Below are 18436 nucleotides of genomic sequence, written 5' to 3'. Positions count from 1 at the left end.
GTAGCTCGAAGCTCACAGCTATCTTTCATGCACGTAAGTGCCCGGCGCCGCCTCACCGGCCACGTAGGTCTTGTTACCCAGCACCGAGGGCGCTTTCTTCAGCTTGCCCGAGCGCTCGGCCTGCCAGGCTTGCCAGTGCAGCCACCAGGAGTCGGTGTGCTTGGTGGAGTTTTCCATCCAGTCCTCGGCCTTGGCCGGCATGTCCTCGCTGGTCATGTAGCGCGACTTGGGGTTGCCCGGCGGGTTGAGGATGCTCTGGATGTGGCCGCTGCTCGACAACACGAAATCAACCTTGCCGCCAAACAGCTGCGCCGACTTGTAGCAGGACTTCCACGGCGTGATGTGGTCGTTGGTGCCGGCCAGGGAAAAGATGTCGGCAGTGACCTGCTTGAGGTCGATCGGCGTACCGCATACTTCCAGTGCATTGGGGCGGGTCAGCGGGTTGTTCTTGAACATCTCGATGAGGTCGCCATGGAACGCCGCCGGCAGTCGCGTGGTGTCGTTGTTCCAGAAGAGAATGTCGAACACCGGTGGTTCGTTGCCCAGCAGGTAGTTGTTGACCCAGTAATTCCAGATCAGGTCGTTGGGACGCATCCAGGCGAAGACCTTGGCCATGTCGCGGCCTTCCAGTACGCCGGCCTGGTAGGAATGGCGCTTGGCCGCTTCCAGGGTCTGCTCGTCGACGAACAGGGCCACGTCGGTGTCCAGGGTCGTGTCCAGCACACTCACCAGCAGCGTCAGGGCATTGACCTTCTTCTCGCCGAGCGCGGCGTAATGGCCCAGCAGCGCGGTGCAGGTGATGCCGCCCGAGCAGGCGCCCAGCATGTTGACGTCCTTGCTGCCGGTGATGGCCGTGACAACGTCCACCGCTTCCTTGAGCGCTTCGATATAAGTCGACAGGCCCCACTCGCGCTGCGCCTTGGTGGGGTTGCGCCAACTGATGATGAATGTCTGCACGTTGCTGCGCAGGCAGAAGCGCGCCAGGCTCTTATCCGGGCTCAGGTCGAATACATAGAACTTGTTGATTTGCGGCGGGACCACCAGCAGCGGCCGCTCATGCACCTGCTCGGTGATGGGGCGGTACTGGATCAGCTCCAGCACATCGTTGCGAAACACCACGGCGCCTTCCGTCACGCCCAGGCTCTTGCCGACTTCGAAGGCGCCCATGTCGACCTGGCTCGGCATACCGCCGTTGTGTACCAAGTCTTTTGCCAGGTGGGACAAACCGTCGAGCAGGCTCTTGCCGCCGGTTTCGAAGAAGCGCTTGACCGCCGCCGGGTTGGCCGCCGAGTTGGTCGGGGCCATCGCCTCGGTCATCAGGTTGATCACGAAATGCCCGCGGCTGATGTCCTGGGGCGAGAGGCTGCTGTCGTCGATCCAGGCGTGCAGCTCCTTGCGCCACGCCAGGTAGGTTTGCAGGTAGCGTTTGTAGAGCGGGTTCTGGCTCCAGGCCGGATCGGCGAAACGACGGTCGTCGCTGGTGGGCTGCAACTCGGACTTGCCGAACAGGACCTTCCTCAGCTCAGCGCCGAAATGGGCCACATGCTTGACGCTGTGAAGGGGTTGTCTGATGGTCTGGGTCAGCACCATCCGGGCAGAGGCCAGCAGGTCCTTCCTGCGCAAGCCGACGACGGGATTCAAGCCCAGGGTGTTTTCCGAGGCTTGGTATTTCAACTCATCGTTGTTCTTGTTGCTCATCTACGACGCTCCATTGTCCTTCAGACGAGTACCGGGGCCGTGCCGTGAAGCCGCAAGGCCAATACCAGGTACGCTGCTCGGGGTGACCATTAATTCCGCATCGAGGGCAATGAGGAAACGTGTGCCAGGAACTCGCCGGTTCCTTTGCAGGGAACTTGCCAGCTCCATTGGTTACCCGAGTTTAATTTTTTTCGCAAGCAGGCCAGTCATTGACGATGCTGCGCAGGCATTCAAGCAGATGAGTCTAGAAAATTCGCCCTAAAGCGCCAGCCCGTGAGCTAGAGCATCAGCTTGACGACGGACTCGTTCGGATCGCGGGTTTTTCCGGCGGCCTTGAGCTCGGCGAGATAATCGTTCCACAGGACTTCCTGGCGCACTGCCAACTGATACAGGTAGTCCCAGGTGAACAATCCGCTGTCATGGCCGTCGTCGAAGGTCAATTTCAGTGCGTACTGGCCGGCCGGTTCAACCTTGGTCAGGCCGACGCCGAGCTTGCCGTATTGCAGGATGGGCTTGCCGTGGCCCTGGACCTCGGCGGAGGGCGAGTGCACCCGCAGGAATTCCGCTGACAGGTGGTACTCCTCGTCTGGCGCGTACTTGAGCGTCAGGGTCTTGGAGGCTTTGTGCAGGTTGATGGCGGTGGGGAGTTTGGTCATGGCCTATGATCCGTCTCTGAAGGACGCGTTGATCTGCAAAACGACGCGGTTCATGTGGGAGCGAGCTTGCTCGCGATAGCGGTTTGACAGTCAATACATGGATTGAATGTTGTGCCGCCATCGCGAGCAAGCTCGCTCCCACAGGTCCGGGGAAACCTGTCGGTGGCTTACAGGATATAGCGCGACAGGTCTTCGTTCTGCGCCAACTCACCCAGGTGGCTGTTGACGTACTCGGCGTCGATGCGGATCGGCGCTTCGTTGTGGGCGCTGGCCAGGTCGCCGGCGCTGAACGAGACTTCCTCGAGCAGACGCTCAAGCAGCGTGTGCAGGCGGCGGGCACCGATGTTCTCGGTCTTTTCGTTGACCTGCCAGGCGATCTGCGCCAGGCGCTTGATGCCTTCGGGCGCGAACTCGATGTTCAGGCCTTCGGTCTTGAGCAGCGCGCAGTATTGCTCGGTCAGCGACGCATGGGGCTCGCTCAGGATGCGTTCGAAATCTTCCGGCGACAGCGCCTTGAGTTCGACACGAATCGGCAAGCGGCCCTGCAACTCAGGAACCAGGTCGCTCGGCTTGCTCAGGTGGAACGCGCCGGAAGCGATGAACAGGATGTGGTCGGTCTTGACCATGCCCAGCTTGGTATTGACCGTGCAGCCTTCGATCAGCGGCAGCAGGTCGCGTTGCACGCCTTCGCGGGACACATCGGCGCCGCCGACATTGCCGCGCTTGGCGACCTTGTCGATCTCGTCGATGAACACGATGCCATGCTGCTCGACCGCTTCCAGGGCCTTGGCCTTCAATTCTTCTTCGTTGACCAGGCGGCTGGCCTCTTCATCGCGCACCAGCTTCAGCGCTTCCTTGACCTTGAGCTTGCGGCTTTTCTTCTTGCCCTTGCCCATGTTGGCGAACAGGCTCTGCAGCTGGTTGGTCATCTCTTCCATGCCCGGCGGCGCGGAGATGTCGACACCGGCCATCTCGGCCACTTCGATCTCGATCTCCTTGTCGTCCAGCTGGCCTTCGCGCAGGCGCTTGCGGAACAGTTGGCGGGTGTTGGAATCCTGGGTCGCGGCGGAGTCGGCGTTAAAGCCCATGCGCGCAGGCGGCAGAAGCGCATCGAGGATGCGTTCTTCGGCGGCGTCTTCGGCGCGATGGCGAACCTTGGTGATTTCCTGCTCACGCAGCAGCTTGATAGCGGCATCGGCCAGGTCGCGAATGATCGACTCGACGTCGCGGCCCACGTAGCCCACCTCGGTGAACTTGGTGGCCTCGACCTTGATGAATGGCGCATTGGCGAGCTTGGCCAGGCGACGGGCGATCTCGGTCTTGCCGACACCGGTCGGGCCGATCATCAGGATGTTCTTGGGTGTTACTTCGACGCGCAGTTCTTCAGGCAACTGCATCCGGCGCCAGCGGTTGCGCAGGGCAATGGCGACGGCGCGCTTGGCATCGTCCTGGCCGATGATATGGCGATTGAGTTCGTGGACGATTTCGCGGGGAGTCATGGACATAATAATTGGCGGTCCTCAAGCGGAAGTCTGGGCCTGGATGGGCTCACTCCGCGAGGTCCTGCTCCTCAATGGTCTGGGTGTGGTTGGTGAAGACACAGATGTCGCCGGCAATGCCAAGGGCTGTCTCAACGATTTCCCGGGCCGACAGGTCGGTTTTTTTCAACAGGGCGCTGGCGGCGGCCTGGGCGTAGGCGCCACCGGAACCCATGGCGATCAAGCCGTCTTCAGGCTCAACGACGTCACCGTTGCCGGTGATGATCAGCGAGGCATCCTTGTTGGCGACCGCGAGCATCGCTTCGAGGCGGCTCAGGGAGCGGTCGGTACGCCATTCCTTCGCCAGCTCGACGGCGGCGCGGATCAGGTGGCCCTGGTGTTTTTCAAGCTGGCCTTCAAAACGTTCGAACAGGGTGAAGGCATCGGCGGTGGCCCCGGCGAAACCGGCGATGACCTGGCCGTGGTACAGGCGGCGGACTTTCTTCGCGTTGCCTTTCATCACGGTGTTGCCCAGTGAAACCTGGCCGTCGCCGCCCATGACGACTTTGCCGTGACGGCGGACTGAAACGATGGTGGTCAAGGGAAGAGTCTCCACGCAGCGGGGCGAAAATGCCCGGATGGAACTCATATGGGGGTGGCGTGGGGTTTTTCAACTGCAAGGGCGCGGAGGGGATGAGTGGTCCCTCGCTGTTTTTGGCAGAGGACTTCTTTGTGGTGAGGGAGCTTGCTCCTGCTGGACCGCGCAGTGGTCCCAAGCTTTTAGGGCTGCTACGCAGCCCAGCGGGAGCAAGCTCCCTCGCCACGAAAAGCCTCGCAGCCATAAATGCCTTCGTTGGAATCAGCGGCTCTGGCGTTGTTGTAACAACAGGTTGCTGAAGCCGCTGCCGGCCAGTTGTTTCTGGGCCTTGGTCAGCTCTTCCCGATTGCTGAACGGGCCAACCAGTACCCGGTACCAGGTTTCGTCCTTCACCGTGCCGGATTCCACCGACACCGACTGGCCCAGCAAAATGATCTGTGCCCGGACCTTGTCGGCATCGGCTTCCTTGCGGAACGAGCCGGCTTGCAAGAAGAACTTCGTCACTGGCGCAGCCTTTTGTACGGGCGGCGCGGGTGGCGGCGTGATGCCGGCCAGGGCCGCCTGGGCGCGGGCGGTGTCGATCTTGGCGGCTTCGGCCGGGGTCACCGGTGTGGCCGGCACCTGAGGCACTTGTGGTGTCGGCAGGGTTTTCTCCGGCACGGCATCGGGCGGCACGATGACTTCCGATTCCGGCAGCAGGGTATAGAAGTCGTACTTCGGCTTCACCGGTTGCGTCGGGCTCGGCGGGGTCTTGTTGGCCTCGGCGATCCGCGTGGCTTTCTGCTGCTCTTGCCGCACGCGCTTGACGTCATCGCCCTGGCCCGGCTCTAGCTTCATCAGAAAGACAATGAAAGCGCCGACGGTCAGGCCGATGGCCATCCACAACCAGCCCGGAATCGGCTTTTTGGCCGGGGGCTGGTAACGACTGGCGCCGCGTTTGGGTGCAGGTTTTTTCTTGGCGGCCAACTTACATGCGCTCCAGGGTTTCCAGGCCCAGCAGTTCCAGGCCTTGCTTGAGCGTACGTCCGGTCAGCGCGGCGAGGCGCAAGCGGCTCTGCATTTGTGCCGGGGTGTCGGCGCTGAGGATCGGGCAGTTCTCATAGAAGCTGGAGAACAGGCCAGCGACGTCGTACAGGTAGGCACACAAAGTATGCGGTGTACCTTTGTCGGCGACGTTGTTCAGCACCTCGCCGAACTGGGCCAGCCTGGCCGCGAGTTCCTGCTCGTGGGCGGCCTCGAGGACAATCTGACCCTCCACTTCGTCGAAGCGTTTGCCGAGCTTGCGGAACACCCCCGCCACGCGGGTGTAGGCGTACAACAGATACGGCGCGGTGTTGCCTTCGAAGTTGAGCATCAGGTCGAAGTTGAAGCTGTAGTCGCTGGTGCGGTGTTTCGACAGGTCGGCGTACTTCACCGCGTCGATGCCGACGACCTTGGCAATGTTGCGCAGTTCGTCTTCGGCCAGGTCCGGGTTCTTGCCCTTGACCAAGGTGTAAGCGCGGTCCTGGGCTTCGGTCAGCAGGTCGATCAATTTTACGGTGCCGCCGTCGCGGGTCTTGAATGGGCGGCCGTCGGCGCCGTTCATGGTGCCGAAGCCCATGTGCTCCATTTCCATCGGGTGGGTCACGAAGCCAGCCAGGCGCGCCACTTCGAACACTTGCTGGAAGTGCAGGGCTTGGCGCTGGTCGACGAAATACAACACCCGATCGGCCTTGAGCACGCCGTTGCGGTAGCGTACGGCCGCCAGGTCGGTGGTGGCATAGAGGTAGCCGCCGTCGGCTTTGACGATGATCACCGGCAGGGGCTCGCCATCGGCGGTCTTGAACTGCTCCAGGAACACGCACTGGGCGCCGTTGCTTTCTACCAGCATGCCCTTGGCGCGAAGGTCGTTGACCACGTTGACCAAGTCATCGTTGTAGGCGCTCTCGCCCATCACGTCGGCCATGGTCAGCTTGACGTTCAGCAGCTCGTAGATTTTCTGGCAGTGGGACAGGGAGATGTCCTTGAACTTGGTCCACAGCGCCAGGCACTCGGCATCGCCGGCCTGCAGCTTGACCACCAGGCCACGGGCGCGGTCGGCGAATTCGGGCGATTCGTCGAAGCGTTGCTTGGCGGCGCGGTAGAAGTTTTCCAGGTCCGACAGCTCGTCGCTGGTGATGGGGTTTTCTTGCAGATAGGCCATCAGCATGCCGAACTGCGTGCCCCAGTCGCCGACGTGGTTCTGGCGGATCACGGTGTCGCCGAGAAACTCCAGCACGCGCGCCACGCCGTCGCCAATGATGGTCGAGCGCAGGTGGCCGACGTGCATTTCCTTGGCGAGGTTAGGGGCCGAGAGGTCGACTACGGTGCGCTGCAATGGCCCGGCCTTGCGTACGCCAAGGCGCGCGTCGGCCAGGGCCGCGTCGAGACGCGAGGCCAGGGCCTGGGTGTTCTGGAAGAAATTGATAAAGCCTGGGCCGGCGATATCGGCCTTGCTGACGTTCTCGTCGGCCGGCAGCGCTGCGATGATCTTTTCCGCCAGGTCGCGAGGCTTCATGCCGGCCGGCTTGGCGAGCATCATCGCGATGTTGCTGGCGAAGTCGCCGTGGGTCTTGTCGCGGGTGTTCTCGACCTGAATCGCCGGCGACAGGCCTTCTGGCAGCACACCTTCAGTGACGAGTTGGGTGATGGCTTGCTGGATGAGCTGGCGAATGGTGTCTTTCATGGTCTTCTCTTTCAACCGCAGGCGCGGCGGCGCTTCGATGCGCTGGTGGAAAAACTGGGCATTATCCGTGGCGCGGGCGAGCTTGCCAACTGTAGCGGGTTGGTTGGGGATGTGTGGTGGTTGTTCGGACGCCTTCGCGAGCCGGCTCGCTCCCACATTGAAATGAGGTTTCCGTGGGAGCGAGCCTGCTCGCGAAGGCGGCGTCTGGGTCAGTACAAATCCACCGGATCCACATCCAGCGACCAGCGCACCGCCCGCCCGCTGGGCATCTGTTCGAGCACCAGCAACCAGGCATTCAACAGCCGATGCAGCGGCGCCCGGGCATTGGCCTGCAATAAGAGCTGGGCACGATAGCGCCCGGCGCGTCGTTCCATCGGCGCTGGCACCGGGCCCAAGAGTTCGATGCCGGTGAGGTTCTGTTCCGCCAACAAACGCTCCGCCTCGCTGCACGCTTCATCCAGAAAACCTTCCGCCTGCCCCGGTTTGTGAGCCTCGGCCCGCAACAGCGCCAGGTGGGCGAACGGTGGCAGCCCGGCGCCTCGGCGTTCGCTCAACGCCTGCTCGGCGAAGGCAAAATAGCCTTGCTCGGTCAGTTGTATCAGCAACGGATGATCCGCCAGGTGGGTCTGGATGATCACTTTGCCTGGCTCTTCGGCGCGCCCGGCGCGGCCTGCGACCTGGACGATCAGCTGCGCCATGCGCTCGCTGGCGCGGAAATCGCCGGAAAACAGCCCGCCATCGGCATCCAGGATCGACACCAGCGTGACGCGGGGGAAGTGATGCCCCTTGGCGAGCATCTGCGTGCCCACCAGGATGCAGGGCTGGCCCTTTTGGATGGTGGCGAACAGATTGTTCATCGCATCCTTTCGGGAAGTGCTGTCGCGATCCACGCGTAGCACCGGATAGTCGGGAAACAAAATGCCCAGCCGCTCTTCGGCGCGCTCGGTGCCGGCGCCCACGGGACGCAAGTCGACTTTCCCGCATTGCGGGCAGTTCCTCGGCACACGCTCGGAGTGCCCGCAGTGGTGGCAGCGCAGTTCGCCGTAGCGTTGATGGACGGTCATTCGTGCATCACAGCGCTCGCAACCGGACATCCAGCCGCAATCATGGCACAGCAGGGTCGGGGCGAACCCCCTGCGGTTGAGGAAGACCAGGACCTGTTGCCCGGCTGCCAGGGTCTGGCCGATGGCTTGCTGCATCGGTCCGGAAATGCCGCTGTCCAGTGGACGACTTTTCACATCCAGGCGCAGGAAGCGTGGTTGCTTGGCGCCGCCGGCTCGTTCGTTGAGGCGCAGCAGGCCGTAGCGACCGGTGTAGGCGTTGTGCAGGCTTTCCAGCGAGGGCGTGGCCGAGCCAAGGACGATGGGAATGTTTTCCTGACGGGCGCGCACCAGCGCCAGATCTCGCGCGTGATAGCGCAGGCCTTCCTGCTGTTTATAAGAACCGTCGTGCTCTTCGTCGATGATGATCAGGCCGGGATTTTTCATCGGTGTGAACAGCGCCGAGCGGGTGCCGATGATGATATCTGCCTCGCCGTCCCGGGCGGCGAGCCAGGCTTCCAGTCGCTCGCGATCGTTGACCGCCGAGTGCACCAGGGCGATTCGCGCATTGAAGCGTTGTTCGAAGCGCGCCAGGGTTTGTGGGCCGAGGTTGATCTCCGGGATCAGCACCAGGGCTTGTTTGCCGGCTTCGAGGGTCTGGCGGATCAGTTGCAGGTAGACCTCGGTCTTGCCGCTGCCGGTGACGCCCGCCAACAGAAAGGCGTGGTAGCTGTCGAAGCCCGCGCGAATGGCCTCGCAAGCGGCCCGTTGCTCAGCGTTGAGTGGCAGTTCCGGCTGGGCCAGCCAGTGTTCATGGCGTGCGCTCGGAGCATGCCGGCGGACTTCCACCTGGACCAGGTCCTTGGCCAACAACAGGTCGAGGCTGTCCTTACTGAGCATCAACTTGCTCAATAACGGGTGCGCCACGCCATGGGGATGCTGGGCCAGGGTCGCCAGGGCTTCGCGCTGGCGCGGTGCGCGGGCAATACGCGGATCGTCCAGCGAGGCGCCCGGTGCCGCCGACCAGAACCGCTCCTGGCGCGCCTCGGCCGGTTCGCCCTGGCGCAACAGCGCCGGCAGGGCCCAACTCAGGGTGTCACCCAGGCTGTGCTGATAATACTGGGCGGTCCACAGGCATAATTTGAGCAGCGTCGCCGGCAGCGGTGGCGTCGCATCGAGTAGGGCCAGGGCTGGCTTGAGCTTATCGACCGGCACTTCGCTTTGATCGCTGACTTCCACCAGGATGCCGATCATTTCCCGCCGGCCGAACGGCACGCGCAGACGCATGCCCGGTTGCAACTGGGCACGCGGCACTCCAGCCGGGGCGCGGTAATCGAACAGGCGGCGCAGGGGCGATGGCAAGGCGAGGCGCAGGATGGCGTCGGGCACGCGGGGATCTCGGTAAACGGACAAATTCGCAAGTCAATGTGGGAGCGAGCTTGCTCGCGATGGCGGCCTGTCAGTCAACATGCATGTGGCAGATCCACCGCTATCGCGAGCAAGCTTGCTCCCACAGGGGTGTGGTGGGGGCGAGCCTAGCAGACGGTTGGTACAAGGCATAGCTTGCGTGAACGACGATGTCTGGTAGAATCCGCGGCCTAATTACGTGCGGTATTCAACAATAGTGTTGGGTGGCGGCACGCTAGCCTGAGGAAAACACCATGAAAACCGATATCCATCCAGACTACCCAGTTGTTGCAGTCACCTGCAGCTGCGGCAACAAGTTCGAAACCCGTTCGACCTACGGCAAAGCCCTGGCGATCGACGTTTGCAACGAATGCCACCCGTTCTACACCGGTAAGCAAAAGACTCTGGATACCGGCGGTCGCGTTCAGAAGTTCGCCGATCGTTTCGGTGCTTTCGGCAAAGTTACTCCGAAAGCCTGAGGCTAATCATTTTGGAAAGTCTTTCGGGCTATTCCAGACTGATGAAAAAGGCGTCCCTTGCGGGCGCCTTTTTTGTGTCCGCGATTTGGCTTTGTGGTGCTCAGGCGTCCTGCCCTTCGCCGGGTGAGCTGCCCGAAGTGGCCGTTCAGCGGGTCGTGGACGGCGACACCGTTTACCTTGAGGACGGTCGTCGCATCCGCATGATCGGCCTCAACAGCCCGGAGCTGGGCAAGCGCGGGCGTGCAGACGAACCGTTCGCCGTGGCGGCGCACCAGCGACTCGAGGCCTTGGTGGCCGCCAGCGCCGGCCGGGTCAAGGTATTGCCGGGTCGGGACGACCGCGATGATTACGGGCGCACGCTTGCTCATGTCTACGACCGCCAGGGCCGAAACCTGGAAGAACAGTTGATTGCCGAGGGGCTGGGTTTCCTGGTGGCAGTCGCGCCGAACGTTGAGTTGGTGGAGTGTCAGCAGGCGGCGGAACGCCAGGCGCGGCAAGCAAGGCTCGGGATCTGGAAGAAATCCCCTGTCACGCGAGCCGAGCAAATCAAGGCGCCCGGCTTTGCGTTGGTCAGCGGCCGTGTAGACAGCGTGCAACGCAATCGCGGCGGTATCTGGATCGAACTGCAAGGCGCGGTTGTCCTGCACATCGCTCCCAACCTGCAGCGCAATTTCGATGCGTCGATGTTGAAACGCCTGCAAGGCCGGACAGTCGAGGCGCGCGGTTGGGTCATCGATCGCTCTCGACGTGGAGCTACCAAGCAGGGGCAGGCGCGATGGATGTTGCCGCTGACCGATCCGGCAATGTTGCAGCCGGTGCTCTGAGAAAATAATTGTAGACATTTCTCTGCTCGATTGTATGCATCAAGCCCTTGTGTTTCGCTGCTCTTGGCCCAAAGTCGTAGGGCAGGGCGCTTGACAGGAGTGACTGGTCAGTCTTGTAGGGACTTTGCGAGGCGCGTATCCTCGGCGGTCCGTCTGTCCAACACAGTAAAAAGCGGAATGCCCACATGTCTGATCTGAAAACTGCCGCTCTCGAATATCACGCTAATCCTCGTCCAGGAAAGCTGAGTGTCGAGCTCACCAAGGCCACCGCTACTGCCCGCGACTTGTCGCTGGCCTACAGCCCCGGCGTAGCCGAACCAGTGCGTGAAATCGCTCGCGACCCTGAGCTGGCCTACAAATACACCGGCAAGGGCAACCTGGTTGCAGTCATTTCCGATGGCACCGCGATTCTCGGCCTGGGTGACCTCGGCCCGCTGGCTTCCAAGCCAGTCATGGAAGGCAAGGGAGTCCTGTTCAAGCGCTTCGCCGGCATCGATGTGTTCGACATCGAAGTCGATTCCGAAAGCCCGCAAGCCTTCATCGACACCGTCAAGCGCATCTCCATCACCTTCGGCGGCATCAACCTGGAAGACATCAAGGCACCTGAGTGCTTCGAGATCGAGCGCGCCCTGATCGAACAGTGCGACATCCCGGTTTTCCATGATGACCAGCACGGTACTGCGATCGTGACCGCAGCCGGCATGATCAACGCCCTGGAAATCGCTGGCAAAACCCTGCCGGAAGCCAAGATCGTCTGCCTGGGCGCGGGCGCTGCGGCCATCTCCTGCATGAAATTGCTGGTGAGCATGGGCGCCAAGATCGAAAACATTTTCATGATCGACCGTACCGGCGTGATCCACTCCGGCCGTGACGACCTGAACCAATACAAGGCCGTGTTCGCCCACGCGACCGACAAGCGCTCCCTGGCGGACGCGCTGGACGGTGCGGACGTGTTTGTCGGCCTGTCGGGCCCGAACCTGCTGACCCCGGAAAACCTGCTGCGCATGGCGCCGAACCCAATCGTGTTTGCCTGCTCGAACCCGGACCCGGAGATCTCCCCGGAGCTGGCTCACGCGACTCGCAGCGACGTGATCATGGCCACTGGCCGTTCGGACTACCCGAACCAGGTCAACAACGTGCTGGGCTTCCCGTTCATCTTCCGTGGTGCCCTAGACGTTCGCGCCAAGCGCATCAACGAAGAAATGAAAGTCGCGGCCGCCAACGCCCTGCGCGAACTGGCCAAGCTGCCGGTGCCTCAGGAAGTGTGCGACGCCTACGGCGGCATCAAGCTGGAATTCGGTCGTGAGTACATCATCCCGAAACCCATGGACGCCCGCCTGATCACCCTGATCTCCGACGCCGTGGCCAAGGCCGCCATCGAGACGGGCGTGGCCACGCTGCCGTACCCGAAGAACTACCCGCTCAAGAGCGTGGATGACGTGTTCAACGGCTAAGTCGTTGTAGCGCTTCAACAAAAAGCCCAGGCTCTATGATGAGTCGGGGCTTTTTTGTGCGTGCCGGTTTTGTATGGCCACCAAAAATCCCTCTGTGGGAGCGAGCTTGCTCGCGATGACGATTTTCAATTAAACCGAGGTCTCCCAAGCCCAGCGCTTGAACCCCAATCCAACCCCTGTGGCGAGGGAGCTTGCTCCCGCTCGGCTGCGCAGCAGTCGCAAGCCGGGCAATGCGGTCGGTCTATAAACATGCAGGGCCTGCTGCGCAGGCCAGCGGGAGCAAGCTCCCTCACCACGGGTTTTGGGTGGCCTGGGCTGCCGCCATCGCGAGCAAGCTCGCTCCCACATTGGTTCGGTGTTGGACATTGATTGTGCGACCGCTACAAATCCCCCTGTGGGAGCGAGCTTGCTCGCGATGACGATCTTCAATTCACCCCAGGCCTCTCAGCCCAACGCTCAAGTCTCAATCCAACCCTGTGGCGAGGGAGCTTGCTCCCGCTCGGCTGCGCAGCCGTCGCAAACCGGGCAATGCGGTCGGTCTATAGGCATGCAGGGGCCTGCTGCGCAGGCCAGCGGGAGCAAGCTCCCTCGCCACGGGTTTTGGGTTGCCTGGGCCGCCGCCATCGCGAGCAAGCTCGGCTCCCACAGGGAGGTGGGGTCGGTCAGAACAGATCGATCGGCGCCGCCTCGTCTGCCGGCAACGGGCTGCCCGGCGCTACGCCGTTGCCCAGCTCGTTGACCGACGGCGGGGTGTCTTCGCTCTTGAACAGTTCGAAGTACGCACCCGGCGTACCTGGCGTGGCCGCGCGGCCGCTGACCGGGTCGACTCGCAGGCTGAGGATGCCTTCCGGTTCAGGCTGGGTGTGGGGCGGCTTGTCCTTGAGGGCGGCGCCCATGTAGCTCATCCAGATCGGCAGCGCCACGGTGCCACCGAACTCTCGCCGACCCAGGCTTTCGGGCTGGTCGAAACCGGTCCAGACGGTGGTCACGTAATCGGCGTTATAGCCGGAGAACCAGGCGTCCTTGGATTCGTTGGTGGTACCGGTCTTGCCCGCCAGGTCGGTGCGGCCCAAGGCGAGGGCTCGACGGCCGGTGCCGAGCTTGATCACGTCCTGCAGCATGCTGTTGAGAATGTAGGTGGTGCGTCCGTCAACGATGCGTTCGGCGATTGCCGGCGCTTGTGGTACGGCAGGGGCGGTGGTGGCTTCGCCGCCTGTTGCGTTCACCGTGAAGGTCTCAGTGGCAGGCGCGGCGACGCCGTTGCTGGCCTCTTCGCCCGTGGGGACCCGTGGCGGGTTGGCAAGGAACAGCGTTTCGCCGTTGCGGCTTTCTATCTTATCGATGATATACGGAGTGATCTTGTACCCGCCGTTGGCAAATGTGCTCCAGCCCGTGGCGATCTCCATCGGCGTCAGCGTCGCGGTGCCCAGGGCCAGGGACAGGTTGCGCGGCAAGTCCTGCTTGTTGAAGCCGAACTTGCTGATGTAGTCGATGGTGCGGTCCACGCCCAGGGCCTGCAGCAGGCGAATCGATACAAGGTTGCGGGACTTGTACAAGGCTTCGCGCAGGCGAATCGGGCCAAGGAAGGTATTGGTGTCGTTCTTGGGGCGCCAGACCTTGTCCAGGTATTCGTCGACAAAGACGATCGGCGCATCGTTCACCAGGCTGGCGGCGGTGTAGCCGTTATCCAGCGCGGCGCTATAGACGAATGGCTTGAAGCTCGAACCCGGCTGGCGCTTGGCCTGCAAGGCACGGTTGTAGTTGCTCTGCTCGAATGCGAAGCCACCCACCAGCGAACGGATCGCGCCGTTTTGCGGGTCCAGGGAAACCAGCGCGCCCTGGGCGGCCGGGATCTGGCTGAACTTGAGGGAATTGTCCGGCTGGCGCTGCACCCGGACGAGGTCGCCGACCTGCGCCACGTCCGATGGCTGGCGAGGATTGGCCCCCATGCTGTTGGTATTGAGGAACGGACGGGCCCATTTCATGGTGTCCCATGCCACGTGCTCTTCCGAATCGCCATTGCGTGTCAGGACCTTGATGCCGTCCTTGTCCACCTGGGTGACGATCGCCGGTTCCAGGCTGCTGATGGTGCGTTGCTTGGTCAATTCCTGGGCCCAGGCTTCCTTGGTCTTGCCTGGCAGGCGCGATTCAGGGCCCCGGTAGCCATGGCGCTGGTCATAGGTCATCAAGCCTTCGTGCAGCGCGGTATTGGCCATTTCCTGCAGATCGCTCGGCACCGTGGTGGTGACGCGGAAACCTTCGGTGTAGGCGTCGCTGCCATAGCGACCGACCATCTCGGCACGGGCCATCTCGGCGATGTACGGGGCGTTCACTTCTGGAGTCGGGACGTGGTAGCTGGCGTTCAGCGGCTCATTGACCGCGGCGGTGTAGTCCGCTTCGCTGATCTTGCCGAGCTTGTACATGCGCCCCAGGATCCAGTCGCGACGTTCCTTGCTGCGCGCCGGATTGGCCAGCGGATTGAAGCGCGACGGCGCCTTGGGCAGGCCGGCGATCATCGCCATCTGCGCCAGGCTCACATCGCGGATCGACTTGCCGTAATACACCTGGGCTGCCGCCTCGATGCCGTAGGCGCGGTTGCCCAGGTAAATCTTGTTCACGTACAGCTCGAGGATCTCGTCCTTGGTCAGCTGCCGCTCGATTTGCAGGGCGAGGAGGATCTCGGTGGTCTTGCGCGAGAAGCTGCGCTCGCTGGTCAGGAAGAAGTTCTTCGCCACCTGCATGGTGATGGTGCTGCCACCGGACTGGATGTGGCCGCTCTTGATCAGCTGGCTGGCGGCGCGCATCAGGCTGCCGGGATCGACGCCGTAGTGGTTGGCGAAATTGTCGTCTTCAGCACTTAGTAACGCATTGATGAAATTGGGCGGAATGTCGGCGAAACGGATCGGCGTGCGGCGCATTTCACCAAATTCGGCGATCAACTTGTTGTCGCTGCTGTACACCCGCAGGGGAATCTGCAACTGAATACTTCTCAGCGCCTCCACGGACGGCAATCCCGGACTAAGGTAAAGAAACGCACCGCTCAGGCCCAAGAGCAGTCCGCAGAAAACGGCGACGATGGACCATCCGAAAAATTTCAGCAGACGAATCAAGGCTTTTGGATATCCAGGCAAAGAATGAAAAGGCGCCAGGTGCAGGGAAGAACCCGTGCTTGCAACAAAGCGAAAAAAAACGCTGGGCATTATAAGCATTTTTTTTCGTCGGGAACGCCATCCGGACGTTCGTCGGACCGGGGGGATTGAACGCAACGCTTATTAGAGAGTCCGTAACTCACGGATAGTCATAGGGAATTGGTAGTGCTACGACTCTTCAATAAAAAAGCCCATGCGCTTCTGGGAATCGACATCAGCTCGACGTCGGTGAAGCTGCTCGAATTGAGTCGCCAGGGTGATCGTTATCGCGTCGAGTCGTATGCGGTCGAGCCTCTGCCGGCCAATGCCGTGATCGAAAAGAACATTGCCGAGCTCGAAGGCGTGGGGCAGGCGCTGTCGCGGGTGCTCGCCAAGGCCAGGACGCCCTTGCGCAACGTGGCGGTGGCTGTCGCGGGTTCGGCGGTCATCACCAAGACCATCGAGATGGATGCCGGGCTGTCCGATGACGAAATGGAAAACCAGCTCAAGATCGAAGCCGACCAGTACATTCCTTACCCCCTGGATGAGGTAGCGATCGATTTCGAAGTTATTGGCGTTTCGCCCCGCAGCACCGAGCGGGTCGAGGTGCTGCTGGCCGCGTGTCGCAAGGAAAATGTCGAGGTCCGCGAGGCCGCGCTGGCGCTCGCTGGGTTGACGGCCCGCGTGGTCGACGTGGAGGCCTACGCGCTGGAGCGTGCCTTTGGTCTGCTCGCGACCCAGTTGGCGGCGACTCAGGAGCGGTTGACGGTGGCGGTCGTCGACATCGGTGCCACGATGACCACCCTCAGCGTGTTGCACAACGGGCGCATCATCTATACCCGCGAGCAGTTGTTCGGTGGCCGCCAACTGACCGAGGAAATCCAGCGCCGCTACGGCCTGACGCCGGAGCAGGCCGGCCTGGCAAAAAAGCAGGGTGGGTTGCCGGACGACTATCTCAGCGAGGTGCTGCAGCCGTTTCGCGAAGCATTGGTCCAGCAGGTATCGCGCTCGCTGCAATTTTTCTTTGCCTCCGGCCAGTACAGCGCGGTCGATCACATCCTGTTGGCCGGCGGCACGGCTTCGGTGGCGGGGCTGGATCGGCTGATCGAGCAGCGCCTGGGCACACCCACCCAGGTGGCCAATCCGTTCGCCAACATGGCCCTGAGCAGCAAGGTCAACGCGGGCGCCCTGGCCAGTGACGCGCCCGCGCTGATGATCGCCTGCGGGTTGGCCCTCAGGAGTTTCGACTGATGGCGCGGATCAACCTTCTACCCTGGCGCGAAGAGCTGCGCGAAGAGCGCCGCAAACGCTTTCTGCTGGCATTGGTCGGCGCGCTGGTCGGTGCGGTGGGCCTGACCTTGATCGCGGTGCAATATCTGAACAGTGCCATCGACTATCAAACAGCGCGCAACAGCCACCTGCGCGAGCAGATTGCCGTCCTGGACGAGCGCATCGAGCAGATCAGCGAGTTGAAGGCACGGCGGCAACAATTGCTGGAGCGCATGCGCATCATCCAGGACCTGCAGGGCAATCGGCCGGTCAGCGCGCGGATTTTCGATCAGTTGGCGCGGACCCTGCCCGACGGTGTGTATTTCACTGACGTCAAGATGGAAGAGGGCACCTTGTCCATCACAGGGGCCGCGGAGTCGAACAACCGCGTCTCTGACCTGATGCGCAACCTGGACTCATCGGACTTGTTCGATGCTCCGAGCCTGACGGAAGTGAAGGCTACTACCGCGGGCCAGCTCGACCAGGCGAACGTCTTTAAGCTGACGGTTCGCCAGACCCGCCCGGCCGATGCGGAGGACGCCCAATGAAGCCTGGAGAATGGCTGGACGCACTGCGCAAGATCGACCTCAGCGACTTGGACACCAACAATATTGGTTCGTGGCCGGCACCGATCAAATGGCTGGCTGGCATTGTGCTGGTGATGCTGGTTCTGGGGCTGGGCTATAAATTCGCCTTGAGTGACCTGCAGACTCAGTTGCAGCAAGTGCAGGAAGAGGAGAACACCCTCAAGGCGCAATTTGCGGGCAAGGCTCACATGGCGGCGAACCTGGAGCGCTACACCGAGCAGATGAAGCAGATGGAGACCTCGTTCGGCGTGTTGCTGCGGCAGTTGCCCAGCGACACCGAAGTGCCAGGCCTGTTGGAAGACATCACCCGCACCGGCCTGGGCAGTGGCCTGGAGTTCGAGGAAATCAAACTGCTGCCGGAAGTCACCCAGCCGTTCTACATCGAGCTGCCGATCCAGATCACCGTGACGGGCGGCTACCATGACCTGGCGACATTCGTCAGCGGCGTGGCCGGGTTGCCGCGAATCGTGACTCTGCACGACTTCGAGATCGCCCCGATGGAGCCCGAGGAGGGGACGAAGCTGCGCATGAGCATCCAGGCCAAGACCTACCGGTACAACGAGCAGGAGGCGCAGCCATGATGTCGGCCTGGCGTATGAGCCTGCTGGCCGGGTTGGTCGCGTTGGCCGGCTGTAACAGCGACGACGGCTTCAGTGACCTGGATGCCTACATGAACGAGGTGCGCCTGCGCCCACCTGGCAAGATCGAGCCAACGCCGACCTTCAAGCCCAACGAAACCTTCACCTACAGCGCCGCGAACCTGCGCAGCCCTTTCTCCAGGCAAGTGCGCATGGACCAGGCGGGTCGGCCGCAGGGCTCGCGCAACGTGCGGCCCGATCCCAACCGGGTCAAGCAGTACCTGGAAGGCTTTAATATCGAGCAGTTCGAGATGGTCGGGACGATCTCCAATGCCAGCGGTTCCTTTGCACTGGTACGAGGCGCGGGCGGCGTACATCGGCTGAAGGTGGGGGACTACCTGGGACGCAATGATGGGCGGGTCGTCGCGATCAGCGCCACGCAGGTCGATGTGGTCGAAATCGTTCCCGATGGCGAGGGCGCCTGGCTGGAGCGGCCGCGGACCATTCCTTTGAAAGAGCACTCATAGTGGAATTCG

General features: G+C 62.2%; 15 protein-coding genes. 7 read left to right on the top strand and 8 right to left on the bottom strand.

Annotation, left to right across the window (positions count from 1 at the left end; all coding sequences use genetic code 11):
• Nucleotides 1-18: 18 nt before the first annotated feature.
• The 7 genes from phaC to J3P81_RS22910 form a co-directional block, all read right to left on the bottom strand.
• Nucleotides 19-1698, bottom strand: a complete 1680-nt coding sequence (gene phaC, locus J3P81_RS22940; protein WP_434561082.1) for a class II poly(R)-hydroxyalkanoic acid synthase — start codon at nucleotides 1696-1698, stop codon at nucleotides 19-21.
• Nucleotides 1699-1976: 278 nt separating this feature from the next.
• A complete protein-coding gene (locus J3P81_RS22935) occupies nucleotides 1977-2354 on the bottom strand; it encodes a gamma-butyrobetaine hydroxylase-like domain-containing protein (RefSeq protein ID WP_434561080.1) in 378 nt (125 codons plus the stop codon).
• Nucleotides 2355-2521: 167 nt separating this feature from the next.
• Nucleotides 2522-3859, bottom strand: a complete 1338-nt coding sequence (hslU, locus tag J3P81_RS22930; protein WP_039592417.1) for an ATP-dependent protease ATPase subunit HslU — start codon at nucleotides 3857-3859, stop codon at nucleotides 2522-2524.
• A gap of 43 nt (nucleotides 3860-3902) precedes the next feature.
• On the bottom strand, nucleotides 3903-4433 hold the full coding sequence (gene hslV / locus J3P81_RS22925) for an ATP-dependent protease subunit HslV (protein ID WP_007968352.1): 531 nt from the start codon (nucleotides 4431-4433) through the stop codon (nucleotides 3903-3905).
• Between the two features lie 258 nt (nucleotides 4434-4691).
• On the bottom strand, nucleotides 4692-5396 hold the full coding sequence (locus J3P81_RS22920) for an SPOR domain-containing protein (protein ID WP_420767034.1): 705 nt from the start codon (nucleotides 5394-5396) through the stop codon (nucleotides 4692-4694).
• 1 nt (nucleotide 5397) lies between these two features.
• Nucleotides 5398-7134 (bottom strand): arginine--tRNA ligase, encoded by a 1737-nt coding sequence (gene argS / locus J3P81_RS22915; RefSeq protein ID WP_420767035.1) that lies wholly within the window; start codon nucleotides 7132-7134, stop codon nucleotides 5398-5400.
• Nucleotides 7135-7343: 209 nt separating this feature from the next.
• The gene (locus J3P81_RS22910) at nucleotides 7344-9563 is read right to left on the bottom strand and encodes a primosomal protein N' (protein WP_434561078.1); all 2220 of its coding nucleotides are present in this window, start codon (nucleotides 9561-9563) and stop codon (nucleotides 7344-7346) included.
• A gap of 272 nt (nucleotides 9564-9835) precedes the next feature.
• Between J3P81_RS22910 and rpmE the strand changes: the two genes are divergently transcribed.
• The 3 genes from rpmE to J3P81_RS22895 all read left to right on the top strand — a co-directional run bounded on the left by rpmE (nucleotide 9836) and on the right by J3P81_RS22895 (nucleotide 12338).
• A complete protein-coding gene (gene rpmE, locus J3P81_RS22905) occupies nucleotides 9836-10060 on the top strand; it encodes a 50S ribosomal protein L31 (protein ID WP_305497356.1) in 225 nt (74 codons plus the stop codon).
• A gap of 41 nt (nucleotides 10061-10101) precedes the next feature.
• Nucleotides 10102-10884 carry a thermonuclease family protein gene (locus J3P81_RS22900; protein ID WP_420767037.1) on the top strand — a complete coding sequence of 261 codons (783 nt, stop codon included), beginning with the start codon at nucleotides 10102-10104 and terminating at the stop codon, nucleotides 10882-10884.
• A gap of 185 nt (nucleotides 10885-11069) precedes the next feature.
• On the top strand, nucleotides 11070-12338 hold the full coding sequence (locus J3P81_RS22895) for a malic enzyme-like NAD(P)-binding protein (RefSeq protein ID WP_420767038.1): 1269 nt from the start codon (nucleotides 11070-11072) through the stop codon (nucleotides 12336-12338).
• Between the two features lie 662 nt (nucleotides 12339-13000).
• Here the strand turns inward: J3P81_RS22895 and J3P81_RS22890 are convergent.
• Nucleotides 13001-15445, bottom strand: coding sequence for a penicillin-binding protein 1A (locus J3P81_RS22890; protein ID WP_434564161.1), 2445 nt, complete (start codon nucleotides 15443-15445; stop codon nucleotides 13001-13003).
• Between the two features lie 207 nt (nucleotides 15446-15652).
• On the opposite strand from J3P81_RS22890, the gene J3P81_RS22885 reads away from it, so the two are divergent.
• The 4 genes from J3P81_RS22885 to J3P81_RS22870 are packed head-to-tail and all read left to right on the top strand — an operon-like array spanning nucleotide 15653 to nucleotide 18427.
• Entirely contained in the window at nucleotides 15653-16717 is a 1065-nt protein-coding gene (locus J3P81_RS22885) for a pilus assembly protein PilM (protein ID WP_420767039.1), read from the top strand.
• Nucleotides 16717-17283, top strand: a complete 567-nt coding sequence (locus J3P81_RS22880; protein ID WP_434561076.1) for a PilN domain-containing protein — start codon at nucleotides 16717-16719, stop codon at nucleotides 17281-17283. The genes J3P81_RS22885 and J3P81_RS22880 overlap by 1 nt, the downstream gene beginning before the upstream one ends.
• Entirely contained in the window at nucleotides 17280-17903 is a 624-nt protein-coding gene (gene pilO, locus J3P81_RS22875; protein ID WP_434561074.1) for a type 4a pilus biogenesis protein PilO, read from the top strand. Before J3P81_RS22880 ends, pilO begins: the two co-directional genes overlap by 4 nt.
• Nucleotides 17900-18427, top strand: coding sequence for a pilus assembly protein PilP (locus J3P81_RS22870; protein ID WP_434561072.1), 528 nt, complete (start codon nucleotides 17900-17902; stop codon nucleotides 18425-18427). Before pilO ends, J3P81_RS22870 begins: the two co-directional genes overlap by 4 nt.
• Nucleotides 18428-18436: the final 9 nt, after the last annotated feature.

Source organism: Pseudomonas sp. R1-6 (genome assembly GCF_051132115.1).
GTDB lineage: Bacteria > Pseudomonadota > Gammaproteobacteria > Pseudomonadales > Pseudomonadaceae > Aquipseudomonas.
The sequence above is the reverse complement of the archived record's forward strand: the minus strand, read 5'-3'. Positions and strand labels throughout refer to the sequence as shown.

Coding starts and splice junctions, on each gene's coding strand:
- argS (WP_420767035.1), bottom strand. CDS start 7,134: ATGAAAGACACCATTCGCCAGCTCATCCAGCAAGCCATCACCCAACTC.
- phaC (WP_434561082.1), bottom strand. CDS start 1,698: ATGAGCAACAAGAACAACGATGAGTTGAAATACCAAGCCTCGGAAAAC.
- J3P81_RS22895 (WP_420767038.1), top strand. CDS start 11,070: ATGTCTGATCTGAAAACTGCCGCTCTCGAATATCACGCTAATCCTCGT.
- J3P81_RS22880 (WP_434561076.1), top strand. CDS start 16,717: ATGGCGCGGATCAACCTTCTACCCTGGCGCGAAGAGCTGCGCGAAGAG.
- J3P81_RS22870 (WP_434561072.1), top strand. CDS start 17,900: ATGATGTCGGCCTGGCGTATGAGCCTGCTGGCCGGGTTGGTCGCGTTG.
- pilO (WP_434561074.1), top strand. CDS start 17,280: ATGAAGCCTGGAGAATGGCTGGACGCACTGCGCAAGATCGACCTCAGC.
- J3P81_RS22935 (WP_434561080.1), bottom strand. CDS start 2,354: ATGACCAAACTCCCCACCGCCATCAACCTGCACAAAGCCTCCAAGACC.
- hslU (WP_039592417.1), bottom strand. CDS start 3,859: ATGTCCATGACTCCCCGCGAAATCGTCCACGAACTCAATCGCCATATC.
- J3P81_RS22900 (WP_420767037.1), top strand. CDS start 10,102: ATGAAAAAGGCGTCCCTTGCGGGCGCCTTTTTTGTGTCCGCGATTTGG.
- rpmE (WP_305497356.1), top strand. CDS start 9,836: ATGAAAACCGATATCCATCCAGACTACCCAGTTGTTGCAGTCACCTGC.